Genomic DNA, 17,929 nt, shown 5'->3' on the forward strand with positions numbered 1-17,929 from the left:
GGTGGCCTCGATGAGTGGTTCGGTCTGGGTGGAATCGTTCACGAACGGCACCTCCCTCAGTCGGTGACGACGGTCAGCACGTGGGCCGGGTGGGCGGGGGAGAGGCGGATGAAGTTCCTGGCCCCCCACCGGAAGTCGGCTCCCGTGATGTGGTCGTGGACGTCGATGACCGAGCTCTGGTCGAGGCCGAGCGCGCCGAGGTCGAGATAGACCTCCGACTCCTGGGTGTGGTGGGGATCCAGGCTGCACACGACGATGGCCGTGGACGTCTTGCCGGTCTCGGGATCGCTGTCCTGCTTGGAGAACGCCACGATCTGGCTGTTGGGCACGTGGTGGAAGTGCAGGTCGCGCAACTGCTGCAGCGCGGGCACGTCCCGGCGTACGCGGTTGAGGATCGTGATGAACTCGTTGAGGGTGCCGCGCTCGCCGCCCGACCAGTCGCGGGGGCGGAACTCGAACTTCTCGGAGTTGAGGTATTCCTCGCCGCCCACGCGCAGCGGCTCGGCCTCGAACAGCTCATAGCCCGAATAGACGCCCCACGTCGGCGACAGGGTCGCCGCCAGCACCGCGCGGATCGCGAAGCCCGCCGGACCCGAGGTCTGCAGGTAGGCCGGGTTGATGTCGGGCGTGTTAACGAAGAAGTTCGGGCGATAGAAGGAATCCATCTCGTGCGTCAGCTCGCCGAGGTATTCCTCGATCTCCCACTTCTCGTTGCGCCACGTGAAATAGGTGTAGGACTGCTGATAGCCCACCTTGCCGAGCATGTGCATCATCTCGGGCTTGGTGAACGCCTCGGCGAGGAACAGCACGTCGGGGTGGTTCTTCCGCACCTCGCCCAGCAGCCAGGCCCAGAACTCGACGGGCTTGGTGTGGGGGTTGTCGACGCGGAAGATCTTCACGCCCTTGGCGATCCAGAACTCCAACAGGCGCAGGCATTCGGCGTAGATGCCCGCGCGATCGCGGTCGAAGTTGATCGGATAGATGTCCTGGTATTTCTTCGGCGGGTTCTCCGCGTACGCGATGGTGCCGTCGGGGCGCTCGGAGAACCACTCCGGGTGCTCGGTGACCCACGGGTGGTCCGGCGACGCCTGCAGGGCGAAGTCGAGGGCCACCTCCATGCCGAGCTCGCGCGTCTTGGCCACGAACCGGTCGAACGCGTCCCAGTCACCCAGCTCGGGGTGCAGAGCGTCATGGCCGCCCTCGACGTTGCCGATGGCCCACGGCGAGCCGGGATCGTTCGGTCCCGGCGTCAGCGTGTTGTTGGGTCCCTTGCGGAACGACGTGCCGATCGGGTGGATCGGCGGCAGATAGATGACGTCGAAGCCCATCTCGGCGGCCGCCTCGAGGCGCTCGTGGGACGAGTCGAACGTGCCGGACGTCCACGTCTTCGTCTCCGGGTCGTACGCGGCCCCCTGCGAGCGCGGGAAGAACTCGTACCAGGACCCGAACAGCGCCCGGCGGCGGTCGCAGAAGATCGGGTAGTCCGGCGTGGGGGAGACGAGCCGGCGCGGCCCGTGCTGGGCCATGATGCGGCGCACGTCGCGGTGGAGCAGCTGCTCGGCCCGGTCGGGCACCTCACGGGTGCCGTCGGTGAGCGGCTCGAGCTCGGCCAGGCGCTTGGCCGCGTACGCGTCGCCGGCCTCGCGGGCGTTCGCCGCGGCCTCGCGGAACAGGTCGGCGGCCTCCATGCAGACCAGTTCCACGTCCATACGCGCGGGCAGTTTGACCTCGGCGTGGCGGACCCAGGTCTCCCACGGGTCGTCCCACGCCTCGACGCGGAACGTCCACGGTCCGACCTCGTCGAGCCGAACGTACGCCTCGTAGCGGTTCCAGCCCTTCGGCTCGCACGGCACCATCTCCACCCGGCGCTCGGCGCCGGTCGGGGAGGTCAGCACGACGGTCGCGGCGACCGAGTCGTGCCCCTCGCGGAAGACGGTGGCGCGGATCGGGAGGCGCTCGCCCTCGGCGGCCTTGGCGGCGTACGCCCCGCACTCGATGACGGGCGAGACCTTCGTCACGGGGATGCGGCCGATCACGACCCCGTGTGGGGTCTCGACCACCGTGGACGTGCCGGCGGACGGCGTGGACAGGGACTTCGAGGCAGTGTTCGCAGTCACAGAGGCAACGCTAGCGGGGCGGCCGCGGCACGATTCGTGACCCCCGCCACGAGCCGGATTTCCTGACCCGCGGTCGCGCCGAGAACGTTATTCCGACGACACCTGAACGTTAGGTGGCCGACAACTTTGACCGGTAGGTTGGCCCCGTGCGTGCCATTCGTCGATTCATCGTCCAGCCGGTCCTCCCGGCAGAGCTCAAGCCGCTCGGGGAGCTGGCCACCAACCTCCGGTGGGCCTGGCACCAGGGCACCCAGGAGCTGTTCAAGGCCATCGATCCCGCCCTGTGGGACTCGACCGGTCACGACCCGATCAAGCTCCTGTCGCAGGTGTCTCCCGATCGCCTCGAGATCCTCAGCCGCGACAGCCGGTTCGTCCGCAACCTGAACCTCCTGTCGGCCGACCTCGACGATTACCTCTCGGCCGACCTCTGGTTCCAGGAGTACGCTGCCGCGAACAACGCGCCGAGCGCCATCGCGTACTTCTCGGCCGAGTTCGGCATCACCGAGGTCCTGCCCATCTACTCCGGCGGCCTCGGCATCCTCGCCGGCGACCACCTGAAGGCGGCCTCCGACATCGGCGTGCCGATCATCGGCGTCGGCCTGATGTATCGCCACGGCTATTTCCGCCAGTCCCTCAACGCCCAGGGCTGGCAGCAGGAGCGCTATCCCACGCTCGACTCGTCGGAGCTGGCCATCAAGCCGCTGCTCGACGGCGAGGAGGAGGTCCACATCACCGTCGACATCCGCAACCGACCCGTACGCGCGGCCCTGTGGGTCGCCCAGGTCGGCCGCGTGCCGCTGGTGCTCATGGACACCGACATCGAGGGCAACGACGAGGGCCAGCGCGCCGTCACCGACCGCCTGTACGGCGGCGGCACCGACCACCGCCTCGCCCAGGAGGTGCTGCTCGGCATCGGCGGCGTCCGCGCCGTACGCGAGTTCACGCGCCTCACCGATCGCCCCACGCCCGAGGTCTACCACTGCAACGAGGGCCACGCCGGCTTCCTCGGTCTCGAACGCATCCGCGAATACCTGGCCGAAGGCCACGACTTCGACGCCGCCGTCGAGCTGACCCGCGCCGGCACGGTGTTCACCACCCACACCCCGGTCCCGGCCGGCATCGACCGCTTCCCGCGCGAGATGATCGTCGACCAGTTCCAGCACTTCGACGGGCTGCCGCTCGACCGCATCCTCGCGTTCGGCACCGAGGACTACGAGGGCGGCGACCCCACCCGCTTCAACATGGCCGTCATGGGCTTCCGCCTCGGCCAGCGCGCCAACGGCGTGTCCGAGCTCCACGGCGAGGTCTCGCGCGACATGTTCCACGGCCTGTGGCCGGCGTTCGACGAGTCGGAGGTGCCGATCGGCTCGATCACCAACGGCGTCCACCACCGCACGTGGGTCCACCCCGAGCTGCTCGAGCTCCTCGAGTCGCCGATCTCCGACAACGAGTCGGTCATCGACGGCTATGACTGGAACGGCCTGAGCCGCGTCGACGCCAACACGATCTGGTCGCTGAAGCGCAAGATGCGCGGCGACCTGATCACGATGGCCCGCGAGCGCCTGCAGCAGTCCTGCCGTGCCCGCGGCATCAACGCCGACTGGGTCGACAACGCGCTCGACCCCCACCACCTGACGTTCGGCTTCGCGCGTCGCGGCGCGTCCTACAAGCGCCTCACGCTGATGTTGCGCGACCCCGAGCGCCTCAAGTCGCTGCTGAACCACCCCGAGCGACCCATCCAGATCGTCATCGCCGGCAAGGCCCACCCGGCCGACGACACCGGCAAGGCGCTCATCCAGCAGATGGTGCAGTTCGCCGACCAGGAGGACGTGCGCGAGCGCATCGTCTTCCTGCCCGACTACGACATCGCCATGGCACGACCGCTCTATCCCGGCTGCGACGTCTGGATCAACAACCCGCTGCGCCCCTACGAGGCCTGCGGCACGTCCGGCATGAAGGCCTCGCTCAACGGTGCGGCCAACCTGTCGATCCGCGACGGCTGGTGGGACGAGTGGTATGAGCCCCGCGTCGGCTGGGAGATCCCGTCCGCCGAGGGCATCACCGACCCCGAGGCTCGCGACGAGGCCGAGGCCAAGTTCCTCTACGACATCATCGAGAACGAGATCGCGCCGCGCTACTACAAGAAGGACTCCAGCGGCCTCCCGCAGGAGTGGATCACCCTGATGCGCGACACCATCGCCATCCTGGGCCCGAAGGTGCTCGCCTCGCGCATGGTCCGCGACTACGTCACCCACCTCTACGCGCCCGCGTCCGTCTCGGCGGCCAAGGTCGCGCCGCAGGGCGTCGCGAGCGAGCTGGCCGCATGGAAGAAGCGCGTCCGCGCGGCCTGGCCGCAGGTGCGCGTCGAGCACGTGGAGGCCACCAACTCGGGCGCGGTCGAGGTCAACCAGCAGATCGAGTTCTCGGCGCTGGTGCGCCTGGGCGAGCTGCGGCCCGAGGATGTCGAGGTGCAGCTGATCGCCGGCGACGTCGACGCCGACGACGAGCTGCACAACATCCGGCGCTATGCGGTCACCGAGAACCACGAGGCCCATGACGGATTCCGCCGCTATGAGGTGACGGTCCCGGCGCGCTACACCGGCTCGATCGGCTTCACCATGCGCGTCGTGCCGCGCCACGACCTGATGGTCACCCCGGCCGAGCTCGGCATCGCCGCGCTCCCGGCGGTGCCCACGCGCTGACGCAGGACAACGGATCAGGGGCCGGCACGCGGATGCGTGCCGGCCCCTGGTCTTTGTGTGGGTGAACGCCCTCTCAGGTTCTCCCGAGCGGGCGCCCGGCCTCAGGTTCTCCGAGCGGGCGCCCGGCCTCAGGTTCTCCGAGCGGGCGCCCGGCCTCAGGTTCTCCGAGCGGGCGCCCGGCCTCAGGTTCTCCGAGCGGGCGCCCGGCCTCAGGTTCTCCGAGCGAGCGCCCGGCCTCACGTTCTCCGAGCGAGCGCCAGCGAGTCGAGGAGTAAGAGTCACGATTCGTCCACTCGATCGCTGAGATCGGGCGAGATCGCCGTTCTGGGTGATCGACTGGACGTTTCGTGACATGGATTCGGACGCCGGCCGCTCCTCGTCTCGGCCGCAGGCGGCCTCGCTCGGAGAGCGTTCTCCAAGCGAGCGCCTGCCCACGTTCTCCGAGCGAGCGCCAGCGAGTCGAGGAGCTGGTCGCGGCGTCCCCAGTTCAGTCCCGCTCGATGACCGTCCCGACCCCGCCCTCGACCGCGTCGACGATGTGGTCCAGCGCCGTGATGACCGACCGCGGCCCGCCGCCGCGGACGAAGCGCAGCGCCGCCTCGATCTTCGGTCCCATCGATCCGCTCGCGAAGTGGCCCTCGTCGGCGAGGGCCTCCATCTCCGCGAGCGTCACGCGTCCGATGTCCCGCGCCTCGGGCGTGCCCCAGCCGACGACGGCGTGCGCGACGTCGGTCGCGATCACCAGCACGTCGGCCTCCACCTGGCGCGCGAGGATCGCCGCGGTCAGGTCCTTGTCGATGACGGCCTCGATGCCGCGCACGCCGCCTCCCGTCGCCGTGACCACGGGAATGCCGCCGCCGCCGGCCGCCACGACCACCAGCCCCGCCGCCAGCAGCGTCAGCATGGCGGGGGAGTCGAGCACCTCGAGCGGGTCGGGCGACGGCACGACGCGGCGCCACCCCTTCTCGCCGCGGTCCTGCCAGTGCTGGCCCATCTCGATGAACTTCCGCGCCTCGTCCTCCGGCAGGAAGCGCCCGATCGGCTTCGATGGCTCGGCGAACGCCGGGTCGTCGACGTCGACGAGCGTGCGGGTCACCAGCGTGGCGACGCGCCGCTCGACGCCCCGGGCGGAGAGCGCCTGCTCGAGCGCGTTCATCACGGTGTAGCCGACCGTGCCCTGGGTCTGCGCCCCACACCAGTCGAGCGGCACGGGCGGCACGACGTGGGCGGCGAGCTCGTTCTTGACCAGCAGGTTGCCGACCTGCGGGCCGTTCCCGTGGGTGATGACGACCTCGTGGCCGGCGGCGATGAGGTCGGCGACCGACTCCATGGCCACCTCGACGGCGCGGCGCTGCTCCTCGGGGCGCGCCGAGCCGTCCGGGGAGGTCATGGCGTTCCCGCCGAGGGCGAGCATCACACGCACGTCAGTTCTCCTCGTCGAGCCACGCGCGGACCGATTCGTTGTGCTGGCCCAGCAGGGGCGGCGCGAGGTGGGTGGCGCGGCCGCCGGCATACGGGTTGTCGTCGAGGCGCAGCGGCGGGCCGGGCACCTCGATCGAGCCGAGCACCGGGTGATCGACGTCGAGCACGAGGTGCTGCGATCGGGTCTGGTCCCAGGCGTACACCTCGTCGATCGTCCGCACCTTGCCCGCCGGGATTCCCTTGTCGGCAAGGGCCTGCAGCAGGTCTCCGGCCTTCCAGCCCGACGCGATCTCGTTGATCAGGTCGATGACGGCGTCGCGGTTGCGGACGCGCTCGGGGTTGGTCGCCATGCCCTCGCGGGCGGGGTCGAGGTCGAGCAGCTCGCAGAGCTGGGCCCACTGGCGCTCCGACCCGCACGCGATCTGGACGGGTCCGTCGGAGCACTCGAACAACCCATAGGGCGTGATCGACGGGTGGTGGTTGCCCTTGCCGCGGCCGACCTTGCCGCCGACCGTCCAGTTCGTGCCCTGGAAGGCATGCACGCCGACGAGCGACGCGAGCAGCGAGGTGCGGACGATGCGGCCGCGACCGGTGCGCTCGCGCTCATAGAGGGCCGAGACGACGCCGTACGCGCCGTACATGCCGGCGAGCAGGTCGCCGATCGGTACGCCGACCTTGGTGGGGGAGTCGGGGTCCGGACCGGTGATCGACATCAGGCCCGACTCGCCCTGGCCGATCTGGTCGTAACCGGGGCGGCCTCCCTCCGGGCCGTCGTGGCCGAAGCCCGTGATCGACAGGACGACCAGGCGTGGGTTGATCTCCTGCAGGCGCTCCATCGAGAACCCGAGGCGGTCGAGGACCCCGGTGCGGAAGTTCTCGAGCAGCACGTCGGCCTTCGCGACCAGACGGGTGAGCACGTCCTTGCCGTCGTCGGACTTGAGGTCGAGCTCGATGGACTCCTTGTTCCTGTTGCAGGACAGGAAATAGGTGGAGATCTCGTCGTCGGGGCCGACGAAGGGCGGCCCCCACGAGCGGGTGTCGTCGCCGGTGCCGGGCGACTCGACCTTGATCACGCGGGCGCCCATGTCGCCGAGCATCATGCCGGCGTGCGGGCCGGCGAGCGCGCGGGTCAGGTCGATCACGACCACGCCGTCGAGAGGGCCTGCGGTCTGGGTGTCAGTCATGGGTTCTCCCTGGTGTCGTGGGCATGCGGGAAATGGGGGTCATCCGTCGGCTCCCGGGAGACCGATTCTGCCCATCCCGTCGGCGCGCGGCCCAGCAGGGTGGTCAGGACCAGCGGTGACCCGACGAACCCATGGGCGTCGTAGTGGGCGAACATCGCCCGGAGCTCGCTCACCTGGCGGGTGCCGTCGGGCTCGGGCGGTGCGACCGCCTCGGCGACCACGGGCCGCCCCAGCACGTCGGAGGCGAGCTCGGCCATCGTCGAGACGTCCAGAGCCTCGGGCCCCGCCAGCTCATAGGTCCCGTGGACGTGCGCGCCGTCGAGCAGCACGGTGGCCGTCGCCTCGGCGACGTCCGCCAGGTCGACGTTCGAGAACGGGCGGTCCAGCGCGTACGGCACCGCGAGCCGCCCGGCCCGCGCGGCGGCGATGAGGTTCTGGTGGTACGCAGCCGGCTGCAGGACGGTCCAGTCGAGCCCGCTGGTGCGGACCACGTGTTCGGCCTCGGCCTTGCGCAGGTGGTGGGGCATGGTGGGCGCGTACGGGTGCATGACCGAGTGGAACACGAGCCGGCGTACGCCCGACTCGCGCGACCGGTCGACGATGTTGCGGGCCATGACGACCTCGTCGATCGAGAGGTTCGGCGCGGCGTGGTGGATGGCCGCGATCCCTGCCAGTGCAGGAAAGAGGCCGTGCCCGGTTGCGAGGTCGGCCTCGACGAGCTCGACCCTGGCCGGCACCCGGCCCGCGCCCGACACCGCGCGCGTGACCCCGCGTACGCGGACCCCGCGCGCCAGCAGGGCGCGGGCCACGGCGCCACCGGTCTTCCCGGTGACGCCTGTGACCAGCACGACCTGCTCGCCCATCGTTGTTCCTGTCCGTCGATCAGAGCCAGGCGGTCAGAGCCAGTCGACCTCGGGGGCCGTGCGGCCCTCGGGGTCGAGCTGGGCGAAGCCGGGACCGCGGTCGAAGAAGGCCTCCTCGCCGGTGCGGGCGTCGCGCAGCTCGCGACGCAGCTGCTCGGTCGCCTGCTCGTCGACCTGCGGGTCGTCCTTGTCGCCGGTCGCGACGACGCCGTAGTCGTTCCTCGCGCCCTCGAACGAGACCTTGCCCCAGCTCAGGTCGCGGCGGACCTCGTCGACCGGACGCTCCAGCGGATCGCCCCAGCCGCCGCCCCCGGTGGTGCGGATGCGGACGACCTCACCGGCGCGGATCGGCTCCGCGTCCGAGAGGGCCTCGAGCTCGCGCTCGTTCTCACCGCCGGGGTCGATCGTGACCTGGAAGGGCTTGCCCGCCTTCCCACCCTTCACGCCCCAGCACGCGAGGATCGACCGGTCGGCGATCGACATGAAGTTGGCTTCCTTCAACATGCGGATGTGCTTCTCATAGCCGAGCCCGCCGCGATAGCGCCCCGCGCCGCCCGAGTCGACGGCGAGGCCCAAACGCTCCACCAGGAAGGGGAAGCGCGACTCGGTGAACTCGGTCGGCAGGTTGCGGGAGTCGGGCACGACGTGGATCGTGTCCTCGCCGTCGGCGTAGTAGCGACCGCCCGCGCCGCCGCCGAGCACCTCGCGCATGAGGTAGTCGTTGCCGTCGCGGTCCTTGCCGTAGACGCCGGTGTAGCGGATCGTCTCCTGGTCGGCCGGCATCTGTCCGTCGACGGCCTTGGCCACCACGCCGGCCAGCACGCCCAGCAGGCGGAGGATGACGAACGTGCGCGCGTTGGTCGGGCCGGGATAGATGGGCGTCAGCAGCGTGCCCTTCTCGGGGAAGCGCATCTCGATCAGCGGCACGATGCCCTCGTTGACGTCGAGCTCGCCCATGCGCTGCGGGGTGTCCGCGAGGTTGCGCAGGATCGGGGCGAGCCACTTCTTCAGGAAGTTGCCCCCGACATAGTCGCCGCAGTGGTTGATCGGTCCTGCGGCCTGCGCCGCGGTGCCGGTGAAGTCGATGATGAGCTTGGGCCCGTTGCCGGGTCCGCCGGTCGACACCTTGGTCAGGGTGATCCGCTGGGTGTGCAGCATCGGGTCGGAGACGCCGTCGTGCTCGGCGTAGTCCTCCCAGACGTATTGCCCGTCCGGGATCTTGGCGAGGATCTCGCGGCGATAGATCTCCGTGGTGTTGTCGAGGATCGTGTCGAACGCGGCCTCGACGGTGTCGCGGCCGTAGCGCGCGAACAGCTCGGTGAGACGGCGCGCGCCCATCAGGCAGGCCGAGCACTCGGCGTCGAGGTCGGCGGCCAGCGAGTCGGGCATGCGGGAGTTGCGCGTCATGATGCGCAGCGCCGCCCTGTTCGGTACGCCGGCGTCCCACAGCTTGATCGGCGGGACCGACAGCCCCTCCTCGTGGACGCTGGTGGCGCCCGACGGCATCGAGCCGGGGCACGCGCCGCCGATGTCGTCGTGGTGGCCGAAGGCCTGGACGAAGCAGACGACCTCGCCGTCGTGGAACACCGGGACCGTCACGCAGAGGTCGGGCAGGTGGCCGATGCCGCCCTCGGACTCGTAGACGTCGTTGTGGAAGAAGACGTCGCCCTCGCGCATCGTGTCGAGCGGGAAGTCGCGCACGATCGGGTGCACCAGGGCCGAATAGGAACGGCCCGTGAGCTTGCGGAGCTGGCGGTCGTGGATGCCGGCGCGGAAGTCGTGGGCGTCGCGGATCATGGGGGAGCGCGACGTGCGGGCGATCGAGGTCTCGACCTCCATCTCGACGCTCGCCAGGGTGCCCTCGACGATCTCGACGACGATCGGGTCGACCTGCGTACCCTCCGGCGTCAGGCGGTTGCCGTGGTCGTACGCGGTGGGCAGGCCGGCCGGATTGATCGGCTCCGCGGCGATGTAGGCCTCGAGGGCCTCGCCGGTCAGCGGGGTCAGGGACAGCATCGAGCCGGAATCGGTGGCGTTGCCGGGGGTGTGGATGTCGGTGGCGGTCACTTCGCGGCCTCCTTCGTGATGATGAGGTTCCCGTGCTCGTCGACGCGGACGCCGAAGCCGGGGTGGACGGGGACGGTGGAGCCGAACTCCTCGATGATGACCGGCCCGGCCAGCGTGTCGCCGGCGCGGAGGTCGGGGCGCCAATAGACGCCGGTGGACACGGCACCCTCGTCGGCGTCGAAGCAGACGTCGCGCGTGGAGCGGCGGGCGCGCTCCTCGAGCGGGGCGGCGCCCTCGGTGGTCTCGATGGTGGCGAGCTCGGGCCGGGTGATGGGGCCGATGCCGGACACGCGGAGGTTGACCCACTCGACCTGCTGCGAGTCGTCACCGCGGAAGTCGTAGCCGTAGAGCGCGCGGTGCTCGGTGTGGAACGCGTCGGCGACCTGCTCGGCCCACTCGCGGGTGACCTCACCCTCCGGCGCGGGCACGCGTACCTCGAAGGCCTGGCCGAAGTAGCGCAGGTCGGCGGTGCGTTGGAACCGGTGGTCGGCCTCGGCGAAGCCCTCGGCGGCCAGGGCCTTGGCGGCCCGGCCCTGCAGGTCGCCGAAGATGTCGGCAACCGTCGTCAGGTCGAGTCCGATGTGCTTGGTGACGTGGGTCTGCACGTAGTCATTCTTGACGTCGACGGTGAGCAGGCCGAACGCCGAGACGTTGCCGGGGTTCTGGGGCACGACGACGCCCGCGAGGTCGAGGATGTCGACCAGGCGGCACGCGAGCAGCGAGCCCGAGCCGCCGAACGTCGCGAGCATGAAGTCGCGTACGTCCAGACCGCGCTTGACCGAGATCTGGCGCAACGCGTTGGCCTGGTTCCAGGCCGAGATCTCGAGGATGCCGGTGGCGCACTTCTCCGGCGACAGTCCGAGCCGGCCGGCCAGCTCGGTCACGCCCGTACGCGCGGCCTCGGCGTCGAGCGGGATCTCGCCGCCCAGCAGGTGGGGAGGGATGCGCCCCAACATGACGTGGGCGTCGGTGATGGTCGGGTCGGTGCCCCCCTTGCCGTAGCAGATCGGGCCGGGGTCGGCGCCGGCCGAATGGGGGCCGACCTTGAGCTGTCCCTCGGGCGTGGTCCAGGCGATGGAGCCTCCGCCGGCGCCCACGGTGACGACGTCGATCATGGGGATCTTCGAGGGGTACGCACCCACCGACCCCTCGGTCGTCAGGGCGGGCTCGCCGTTGGTCACGACCGTCACGTCGGTGGACGTGCCGCCGCCGTCGCAGGTGAGGACCTTGTCGAACCCGGCCTTCTGGGCGATGAGGCCCGCGCCCAGGGCGCCGGCCGCGGGACCGGACAGGACGGTGGTGATGGGCTGGTTGACGACCTCGTCGGCCGACAGCACGCCACCGTTGGATTTCATGATGTAGAAGGGAATGCGCTCGCGCGCGTTCTCGTTTTCGGTCGAGGTGGCGCCGGTGAACTGGTCGAGGCGCTCGTGGATGTTGGTGACATAGCGCGACACCTTCGGCTTCACCGCGGCGTCGACGAGCGTGGTCATGGAGCGCTCGTATTCGCGGTATTCGCGCAGGACCTCCGAGCTCAGCGACACGATCGCGTCGGGGTGCTCCTCGCGGAGGATCTCGCGCATCCTGAGTTCGTGCGCCGGGTTCGCGTACGCGTGGAGGAAGTTGACGCCGAGCGTCGTGATGCCGCGGTCGCGGAACCAGCCTGCGGCCGCGCGGGCGCCCTCCTCGTCGAACGGGCGGACCTCGTTGCCCTCGAAGTCGAAGCGGCCCTCGACGGTGCGGACGAGGTCGGCCGGCACGATGCGGTCGGGCTTGACCCAGAAATAGGAGTTGCCGTAGCCGTCCGGCACGGCCTGGCGCGCGATCTCCAGCACGAACTCGTAGCCCTCGGTGGTGATGAAGCCGAGTCGGTCGACCTTGCCCTCGAGCAGCTGGTTCGTGGCGACCGTCGTGCCGTGGCAGACCGCGGTGATGTCGCCGCCGTCGGCGCCGAGCATGTCGAGGACCTTCTCGACGCCGTTGATGAACCCGTCGGCGGGGTTCGAGGGCGTGGAGGGGGTCTTGGTCGTGGTGAGGGTGCCGGCGTCCTCGTCGAAGGCGACGACGTCGGTGAAGGTGCCGCCAGTGTCGATGCCGATGCGGATCCGGCGCGGGGTCCGTGCGGGGGTCTGGGTCATGTCCGTCCTTCGCTGGTGGTGCCTGGCGCTCAGGGTGTGCTGGGTCGATTCAACTGGTCGGGGGGCGCCAGTTCGCCGTCAACTTGTGCCAAACCCCGGCCCCGGATGTTCGTGGAAGGCTGCCCGGGAGGAGGATTCGTCGGCGTGATCCGCCAAAGATCGGTGGGTGGGGTGCCCGTGAAAAGTGCGCAGGTGTGCCCATTTCGAGGCCTGGGGTCCGGGTACGTCGGCGTGTTGCGCGCAGGTGTGCCCATTTCGCGGGCTGGGGTCCGCGTACGTCGGCGTGTTGCGCGCAGGTGTGCCCATTTCGCGGGCTGGGGTCCGCGTACGTCGGCGTGTTGCGCGCAGGTGTGCCCATTTCGGGGCCTGGGGCCCGCGTACGCCGGCGTGTTGCGCGCAAGTGTGCCCATTTCGCAGCCTGGGGCCCGCGTACGGCGGCGTGTTGCGCGCAAGTGTGCGATTTTCACGACCGGGCGACACCAGAGACGGCACGAGCCCGTGAAAGGTGCACAGGTGCGCACTTTTCACGGGCTCGGCCACCGGTACGCCCGGCTCAGCCGTGCTGGTAGCCCGTCGGCTCGTCGCCCAGGTCGACGATCGCCGCCACCGGGCCGCCGCCCTCGGGGCCCTGGTGGGCCGCCGAGACCGACACGAACACCGCCGGGTCGCCCGTCACGGCCGCGGTCACGCCGCCGACGCACGACTTGATCTGGCGGTGCCAGTGGACGTCGGAGTCGTCGAGCATCGCGTTGCGGCGACCGCGGACCTCACCGTCGTTCGACACCTCGCACTTGAGGAACACGTTGACCAGCCGGCCCTTGATGTCGCTCGTGTGCGGGCGCTCCGGCAGGTCCAGCCCGGCGTCCTTGATCGCGTTCCAGATGCCGTCGCTGTCGAGCGCGTCGTTCATGACCGAGTGGCCGATGCGATAGCGGCCGCCGACGCCGCGCGCGTTGCCCACCACGACGACCTGCGCCTGGTCGAGCTCGACACCCGACGAGCACGACGCGACCGCCGAGAACTTCTCGCGGTTGTGCATGACGTCGGCGTCGGTGATGTCGTCGGCCTCACCGAGCGCCTTGGCGATGCCGAGCGCGGTGCAGCCGTTCGACAGGTCCATCGACTCGTGGGTGTGCTCGGTCCAGACCTTCTTGCCGCGCGACTTGGCGTCGCGGATGGTGTGGATCGTCAGCAGCGGTGTCTTGGTCTGGACATAGTGGACGTCCGCGACGTCGGTGATGCCCGCCTTCTCCATGGCGACCTTGACGGCGTCGGCGACCTTGTCGACCATGCCGACATAGCCGATCTCCTCGGGCAGGATCGGCTCGCTCATCGCGAAGCCGACCGTGAGGCGCGGCTCGTCGGTCTGCTCGGCCTTGGCCGGGTCGATCGAGGCGAAGACGGTGGCGTGGGGGCTGATCACGCCGTCGGTGCCGCCCGACCACACGATCGGGATCTGCTTCACCTTGGCGGCGTCGGCGCCCTTCTCCACCAGGATCTCGCGGAACGCCCGGTCGGCGATGATTCGCGTGTAGTCGTTCACGCCGCCGTTGCCCTCGGTCTTGCCGATGATGGCGATGACGCGATCGGCCTCCATGACGCCGTCGTCGATGAGCTTGCCCAGCTCGGAGGCGTCGGAGACGGAGTGGAGCGGGACCTTGCGTACCTCGATGGGATCTGGCATGGGTGCGACCTTTCTTCAGGGGTGACGCTCAACTGATGGTGCGACTCACCCCGAGACTAGGGGTGACCCGCGGCCCCCGCACGGGCAGCATTCGCCAACCGCCGAGGAGGATTTCGTGGAAGTTGCCAATGGCGCCGGGCGGCGCCGGGCGGGCACGACGCCTCAGTGGCGGCTCTCTCGGTCGTAGTTGCGCCCCAGGAACGCCGGCACCCGCACCCACCGCAGCGCGAACACCATGACGAACAGCGTCGCGATGAACGGCAGCATCGAGATGAACTGGTGGGGTACGCCGAGCCCGCCCACCTGCGCCCGCAGCGCCAGCACCTCGAGCCCGGCGAAGAACACCGCGCCCGCGACGATGAGCGGCGGTCGCCAGCCGCCGAAGAACGCCAGCGCGATCGCGAGCCAGCCGCGGCCACCGACGATGCCTTCGGTGTAGGTGCCGGTGAACGCCATCGGGAGGTACGCCCCCGCCATGCAGACCAGCGCGCACCCGAGCGCCGAACAGACCAGGCGTACGCGGGTCACGTCGACGCCGAGCGAGTCGGACGCCTTCGGGTTCTCGCCCACCGAGCGGACCTTCAGCCCGAGGTTGGTGCGATAGAGCACCCAGTGGATGACGAACGAGATCGCGAGCGCGAACCACACCATCACGTCCTGGGTGAGGATCGGTCCGAGCACGGGGATCGACGACACCACAGGGAGGTGGATCCGCGGCAGCGTGTCGACCAACGGCGGCTCCAGCGTCACCCCGACCGCGACCTTGTAGAGCAGCGTCGCGAGCCCGATCGACGCGAACAGCAGCGCGAGGCCGATGACGAACTGGTCCAGCTTGAACCGCGTGGACACCCAGCCGAGCAGCAGGCCGAACGCGACACCGACGACGGCCGCCACGAGCAGTCCGAGGAAGTTCGAGCGCGACGACCAGCCGATGACGAACCCGACCGAGGCGCCGAGGGTCATGAAGCCCTCCTGTGAAACCACGAAAATGCCGGCGCGGCCCGCGAGCGCGGTGCCCTGGGCGGCGAGGACGAACGGCACCATGGCCGTGAGCACGAGCTGCAGGAACGAGACGACCTCAGTCATGGGTGCGACCTCCCAGGCGCGCCGACACGATGTCGGAAAAGAGCAGGAACAGCAGGATGAGCGCCTCGACGATGAGGACCATCTCGGCGGGTACGCCGGCCACGCGCTGCATCGCGCTGGCGCCGACCTCCAGCACCGCGATGCCGAAGGCCACGAACGGCACGACGACGACCTTGCCGCGCGAGATGAGGCCGATGATGATGCCGAGCAGCAGGTAGTTCGACTGCATGCCCTCGATCAGTTTGCCGTGCACGCCCGCGACCTCGATCGCGCCGGCAAGCCCACCGAGGGCGCCGCCGACGACGAGGGCACCGACGGCGATGCGGGAGATGCGTACGCCGTGCACCTGCGCGGCCCGCGGGTTGGCCCCGACCGCCCGCAACTCGAAGCCGGGCAGGGATCGCAGCACGCCGTGGATGCAGAAGAAGCAGGCGATGAGCGCGAGCAGGACGCCGAGGTGGATGCCGCCGATCACGGGCAACCGCCCGCCCGCCCCGATCGGCCACGTCGTCGGGTGTCCCGCGGCCGGATCGCTGAAGACCTCGCCCGCGACGTAGTCGACGATGCCGAAGCTCACGAAGTTCAACAGCACCGTGGACAGGATCTCGTTGACCCCGAAGCGGTCCATGAGCCACGCGGCGATGAAGGCGTAGGCGGCGCCCGCGACCACGCCGGCGACGATCACCAGCAGGAGCAGCAACGGGAAGGGGAGTGACTTGAGCGTGATGCCGGTGATGGCGGATGCGGTCGCCCCGACGAGCAGCTGTCCCTCACCGCCCATGTTGTTGCGGCCGGCGGCCAGCGGGATCACGAACCCCAGCGCGATCAGCAGCAGCGGAACCCACTTGTGCAGGGTCTCGATGAACCCCCACGGCGACTTGAACGACGTCGTCAGGATCGCCTGGAAGGCGAGGAACGGATTCTGGCCCATCGCGGCGATGGCGATGCCGGCGACCACGAAGGCTCCCGCGATCGCCATCAGATAAGGCAGTACGCGGCGGCCGAGGCTCGCGCCCGCCGTCGGTGCGGTCAGCGTGGCGGTGCTCATGCGGAAACCTCCAGTCCGGCCATCAGGCGGCCGAGCTCGTAGTGGTCATAGGTTCCCCGGGCTCGTTCGCCGACCAGGCGCCCGGCGAACAGCACGCCGATGCGGTCGGACAGCACCGCCAGCTCGTCCAGGTCCTCCGACAGCAGCAGCACGGCCGTCCCGCGGGCCGTGGCCTCGCGGACCTGGTCATAGACGAACTGGGTCGAGGCGATGTCGAGGCCACGGGTGGGGTTGTGCAGGATCAGCAGGCGCGGCTCGTGGCCGAACGCGCGGGCCAGGATGACGCGCTGGATGTTGCCGCCGGACAACGTGGCGGCCAGGGCCTGGGGACCGCTCGCCTTCACCTGGTATTTCTCGATCACCCGCTCGGTCTCCTCGGCGGCGCGCTTCCAGTTCACCAGGCCGGCGCGACGGAAGCGCGGGCCGTGGTGGGCGCCCAGCAGTACGTTCTCGGTGAGCGAGTTGCCCGGCAGGATGCCGTCGCGGTGGCGGTCTTCTGGCACGTACGCGACCCCGCCCAGCAGCCATTGGCGCGTCGGGCGCCCCGCCAGCCCGTCACCGTCGACGGTCACGGTCCCGGCGGTGAGGGGGCGTACGCCGGCCATCGCCTCCGCCAGCTCGACCTGCCCGTTCCCTGCCACACCAGCGATCCCGAGCACCTCGCCGCTGCCGATGGTCAGCGCGATGTCATGCAGGGCGTCGACCCCGACGTCGTTGTGGGCGCGTACGCCGGTCACCGCGACGCGTTCGTCGAACTCGCGTCCGTCGGCGTCGGCCCGGGTGAGGTCGCGCGACACCATCCCCTCGGAGACGACTGCGGCGACGCGATCGGAATCGCGGTCGCCGACCATCATCGTGGCGAGCTCGCGCGCATCGGTGTCGCGGCGGGCCACCGTGCCGATGCGCCTGCCCTCCCGCATGACGGTGAGGCGATCGCAGACGGCCATCGTCTCCTTGATCTTGTGGGTGATGAAGACCACCGACATGCCCTCGTCGACGATGGCCCGCAGCGACGCGAACAGGTCGTCGACCTCCTGCGGGGTCAGGTTGGTCGTGGGCTCGTCGAGGGCCAGCACCTGGGCGCCGCGATAGAGCGCCTTGAGGATCTCCACCCGCTGGCGGATCCCGACGGGCAGGCCGCCGACCACGGCGCGGGAATCGACCGCGAGGCCGAAGTGCTCCGACAGCTCGGCGACCCGCTGCTCGGCGGCGCGCAGGTCGAGCCGTGGCCACGACGGCTGGTCGGTGCCGAGCACGATGTTCTCCACGACCGTGTAGGTCTCGACCTGCAGGAAGTTCTGGTGGACCATGCCGATGCCGTGGCCGATCGCGTCGCGGGGCCCGGACAGGGTGACCTCGCGGCCGTCGACGCGCACGGTGCCCTCGTCGGGGCGATAGAGGCCGTAGACGATGTTCATCAGCGTCGTCTTCCCGGCGCCGTTGCCGCCCAGCAGGCCGTGGACCTCACTGCGGTGGAGCGTGAGGTCGATGCCGTCGAGGGCGAGCACGGGGCCGAACCGCTTGGTGATGTCGGTCAGCTCGAGCCGGGGAGTGGTTTCGGCGCTGGGCGGTGTCAGGGGGGTCGATGTCATGGGAGCCTCGTTCGCGTCGCTCATGG

General features: G+C 70.0%; 11 protein-coding genes. 1 reads left to right on the forward strand and 10 read right to left on the reverse strand.

The window, feature by feature from the left end; all coding sequences use genetic code 11:
• Positions 1-56: 56 nt before the first annotated feature.
• Complete coding sequence (locus ACYVAG_RS07270; protein WP_460768369.1) at positions 57-2,117, reverse strand: alpha-1,4-glucan--maltose-1-phosphate maltosyltransferase; 2,061 nt, start codon at positions 2,115-2,117, stop codon at positions 57-59.
• 146 nt (positions 2,118-2,263) lie between these two features.
• Here ACYVAG_RS07270 and glgP point away from each other — a divergent pair, with 146 nt between their 5' ends.
• Positions 2,264-4,819 carry an alpha-glucan family phosphorylase gene (glgP, locus tag ACYVAG_RS07275; RefSeq protein WP_460768371.1) on the forward strand — a complete coding sequence of 852 codons (2,556 nt, stop codon included), beginning with the start codon at positions 2,264-2,266 and terminating at the stop codon, positions 4,817-4,819.
• A 487-nt stretch (positions 4,820-5,306) separates the two neighbouring features.
• Here the strand turns inward: glgP and ACYVAG_RS07280 are convergent, their stop codons facing one another.
• From ACYVAG_RS07280 to ACYVAG_RS07320, 9 genes are all read right to left on the reverse strand, one after another.
• Positions 5,307-6,233 carry a carbamate kinase gene (locus ACYVAG_RS07280; protein ID WP_460768650.1) on the reverse strand — a complete coding sequence of 309 codons (927 nt, stop codon included), beginning with the start codon at positions 6,231-6,233 and terminating at the stop codon, positions 5,307-5,309.
• Positions 6,234-6,243: 10 nt separating this feature from the next.
• The gene (locus ACYVAG_RS07285; protein ID WP_460768372.1) at positions 6,244-7,425 is read right to left on the reverse strand and encodes a CaiB/BaiF CoA transferase family protein; all 1,182 of its coding nucleotides are present in this window, start codon (positions 7,423-7,425) and stop codon (positions 6,244-6,246) included.
• Positions 7,422-8,288 (reverse strand): NmrA family NAD(P)-binding protein, encoded by an 867-nt coding sequence (locus ACYVAG_RS07290; RefSeq protein WP_460768374.1) that lies wholly within the window; start codon positions 8,286-8,288, stop codon positions 7,422-7,424. The genes ACYVAG_RS07285 and ACYVAG_RS07290 overlap by 4 nt, the downstream gene beginning before the upstream one ends.
• 33 nt (positions 8,289-8,321) lie before the next feature.
• The gene (locus ACYVAG_RS07295) at positions 8,322-10,355 is read right to left on the reverse strand and encodes a hydantoinase B/oxoprolinase family protein (protein ID WP_460768375.1); all 2,034 of its coding nucleotides are present in this window, start codon (positions 10,353-10,355) and stop codon (positions 8,322-8,324) included.
• A complete protein-coding gene (locus ACYVAG_RS07300) occupies positions 10,352-12,493 on the reverse strand; it encodes a hydantoinase/oxoprolinase family protein (protein WP_460768377.1) in 2,142 nt (713 codons plus the stop codon). The genes ACYVAG_RS07295 and ACYVAG_RS07300 overlap by 4 nt, the downstream gene beginning before the upstream one ends.
• Before the next feature lie 553 nt (positions 12,494-13,046).
• Positions 13,047-14,177 (reverse strand): barbiturase, encoded by a 1,131-nt coding sequence (gene bar, locus ACYVAG_RS07305; RefSeq protein ID WP_460768379.1) that lies wholly within the window; start codon positions 14,175-14,177, stop codon positions 13,047-13,049.
• 162 nt (positions 14,178-14,339) lie between these two features.
• Positions 14,340-15,263, reverse strand: coding sequence for an ABC transporter permease (locus ACYVAG_RS07310; protein WP_460768381.1), 924 nt, complete (start codon positions 15,261-15,263; stop codon positions 14,340-14,342).
• Positions 15,256-16,311 carry an ABC transporter permease gene (locus tag ACYVAG_RS07315; protein ID WP_460768382.1) on the reverse strand — a complete coding sequence of 352 codons (1,056 nt, stop codon included), beginning with the start codon at positions 16,309-16,311 and terminating at the stop codon, positions 15,256-15,258. The genes ACYVAG_RS07310 and ACYVAG_RS07315 overlap by 8 nt, the downstream gene beginning before the upstream one ends.
• On the reverse strand, positions 16,308-17,903 hold the full coding sequence (locus ACYVAG_RS07320) for an ABC transporter ATP-binding protein (protein WP_460768384.1): 1,596 nt from the start codon (positions 17,901-17,903) through the stop codon (positions 16,308-16,310). Before ACYVAG_RS07320 ends, ACYVAG_RS07315 begins: the two co-directional genes overlap by 4 nt.
• Positions 17,904-17,929: the final 26 nt, after the last annotated feature.

This window comes from Mariniluteicoccus flavus (assembly GCF_054776655.1).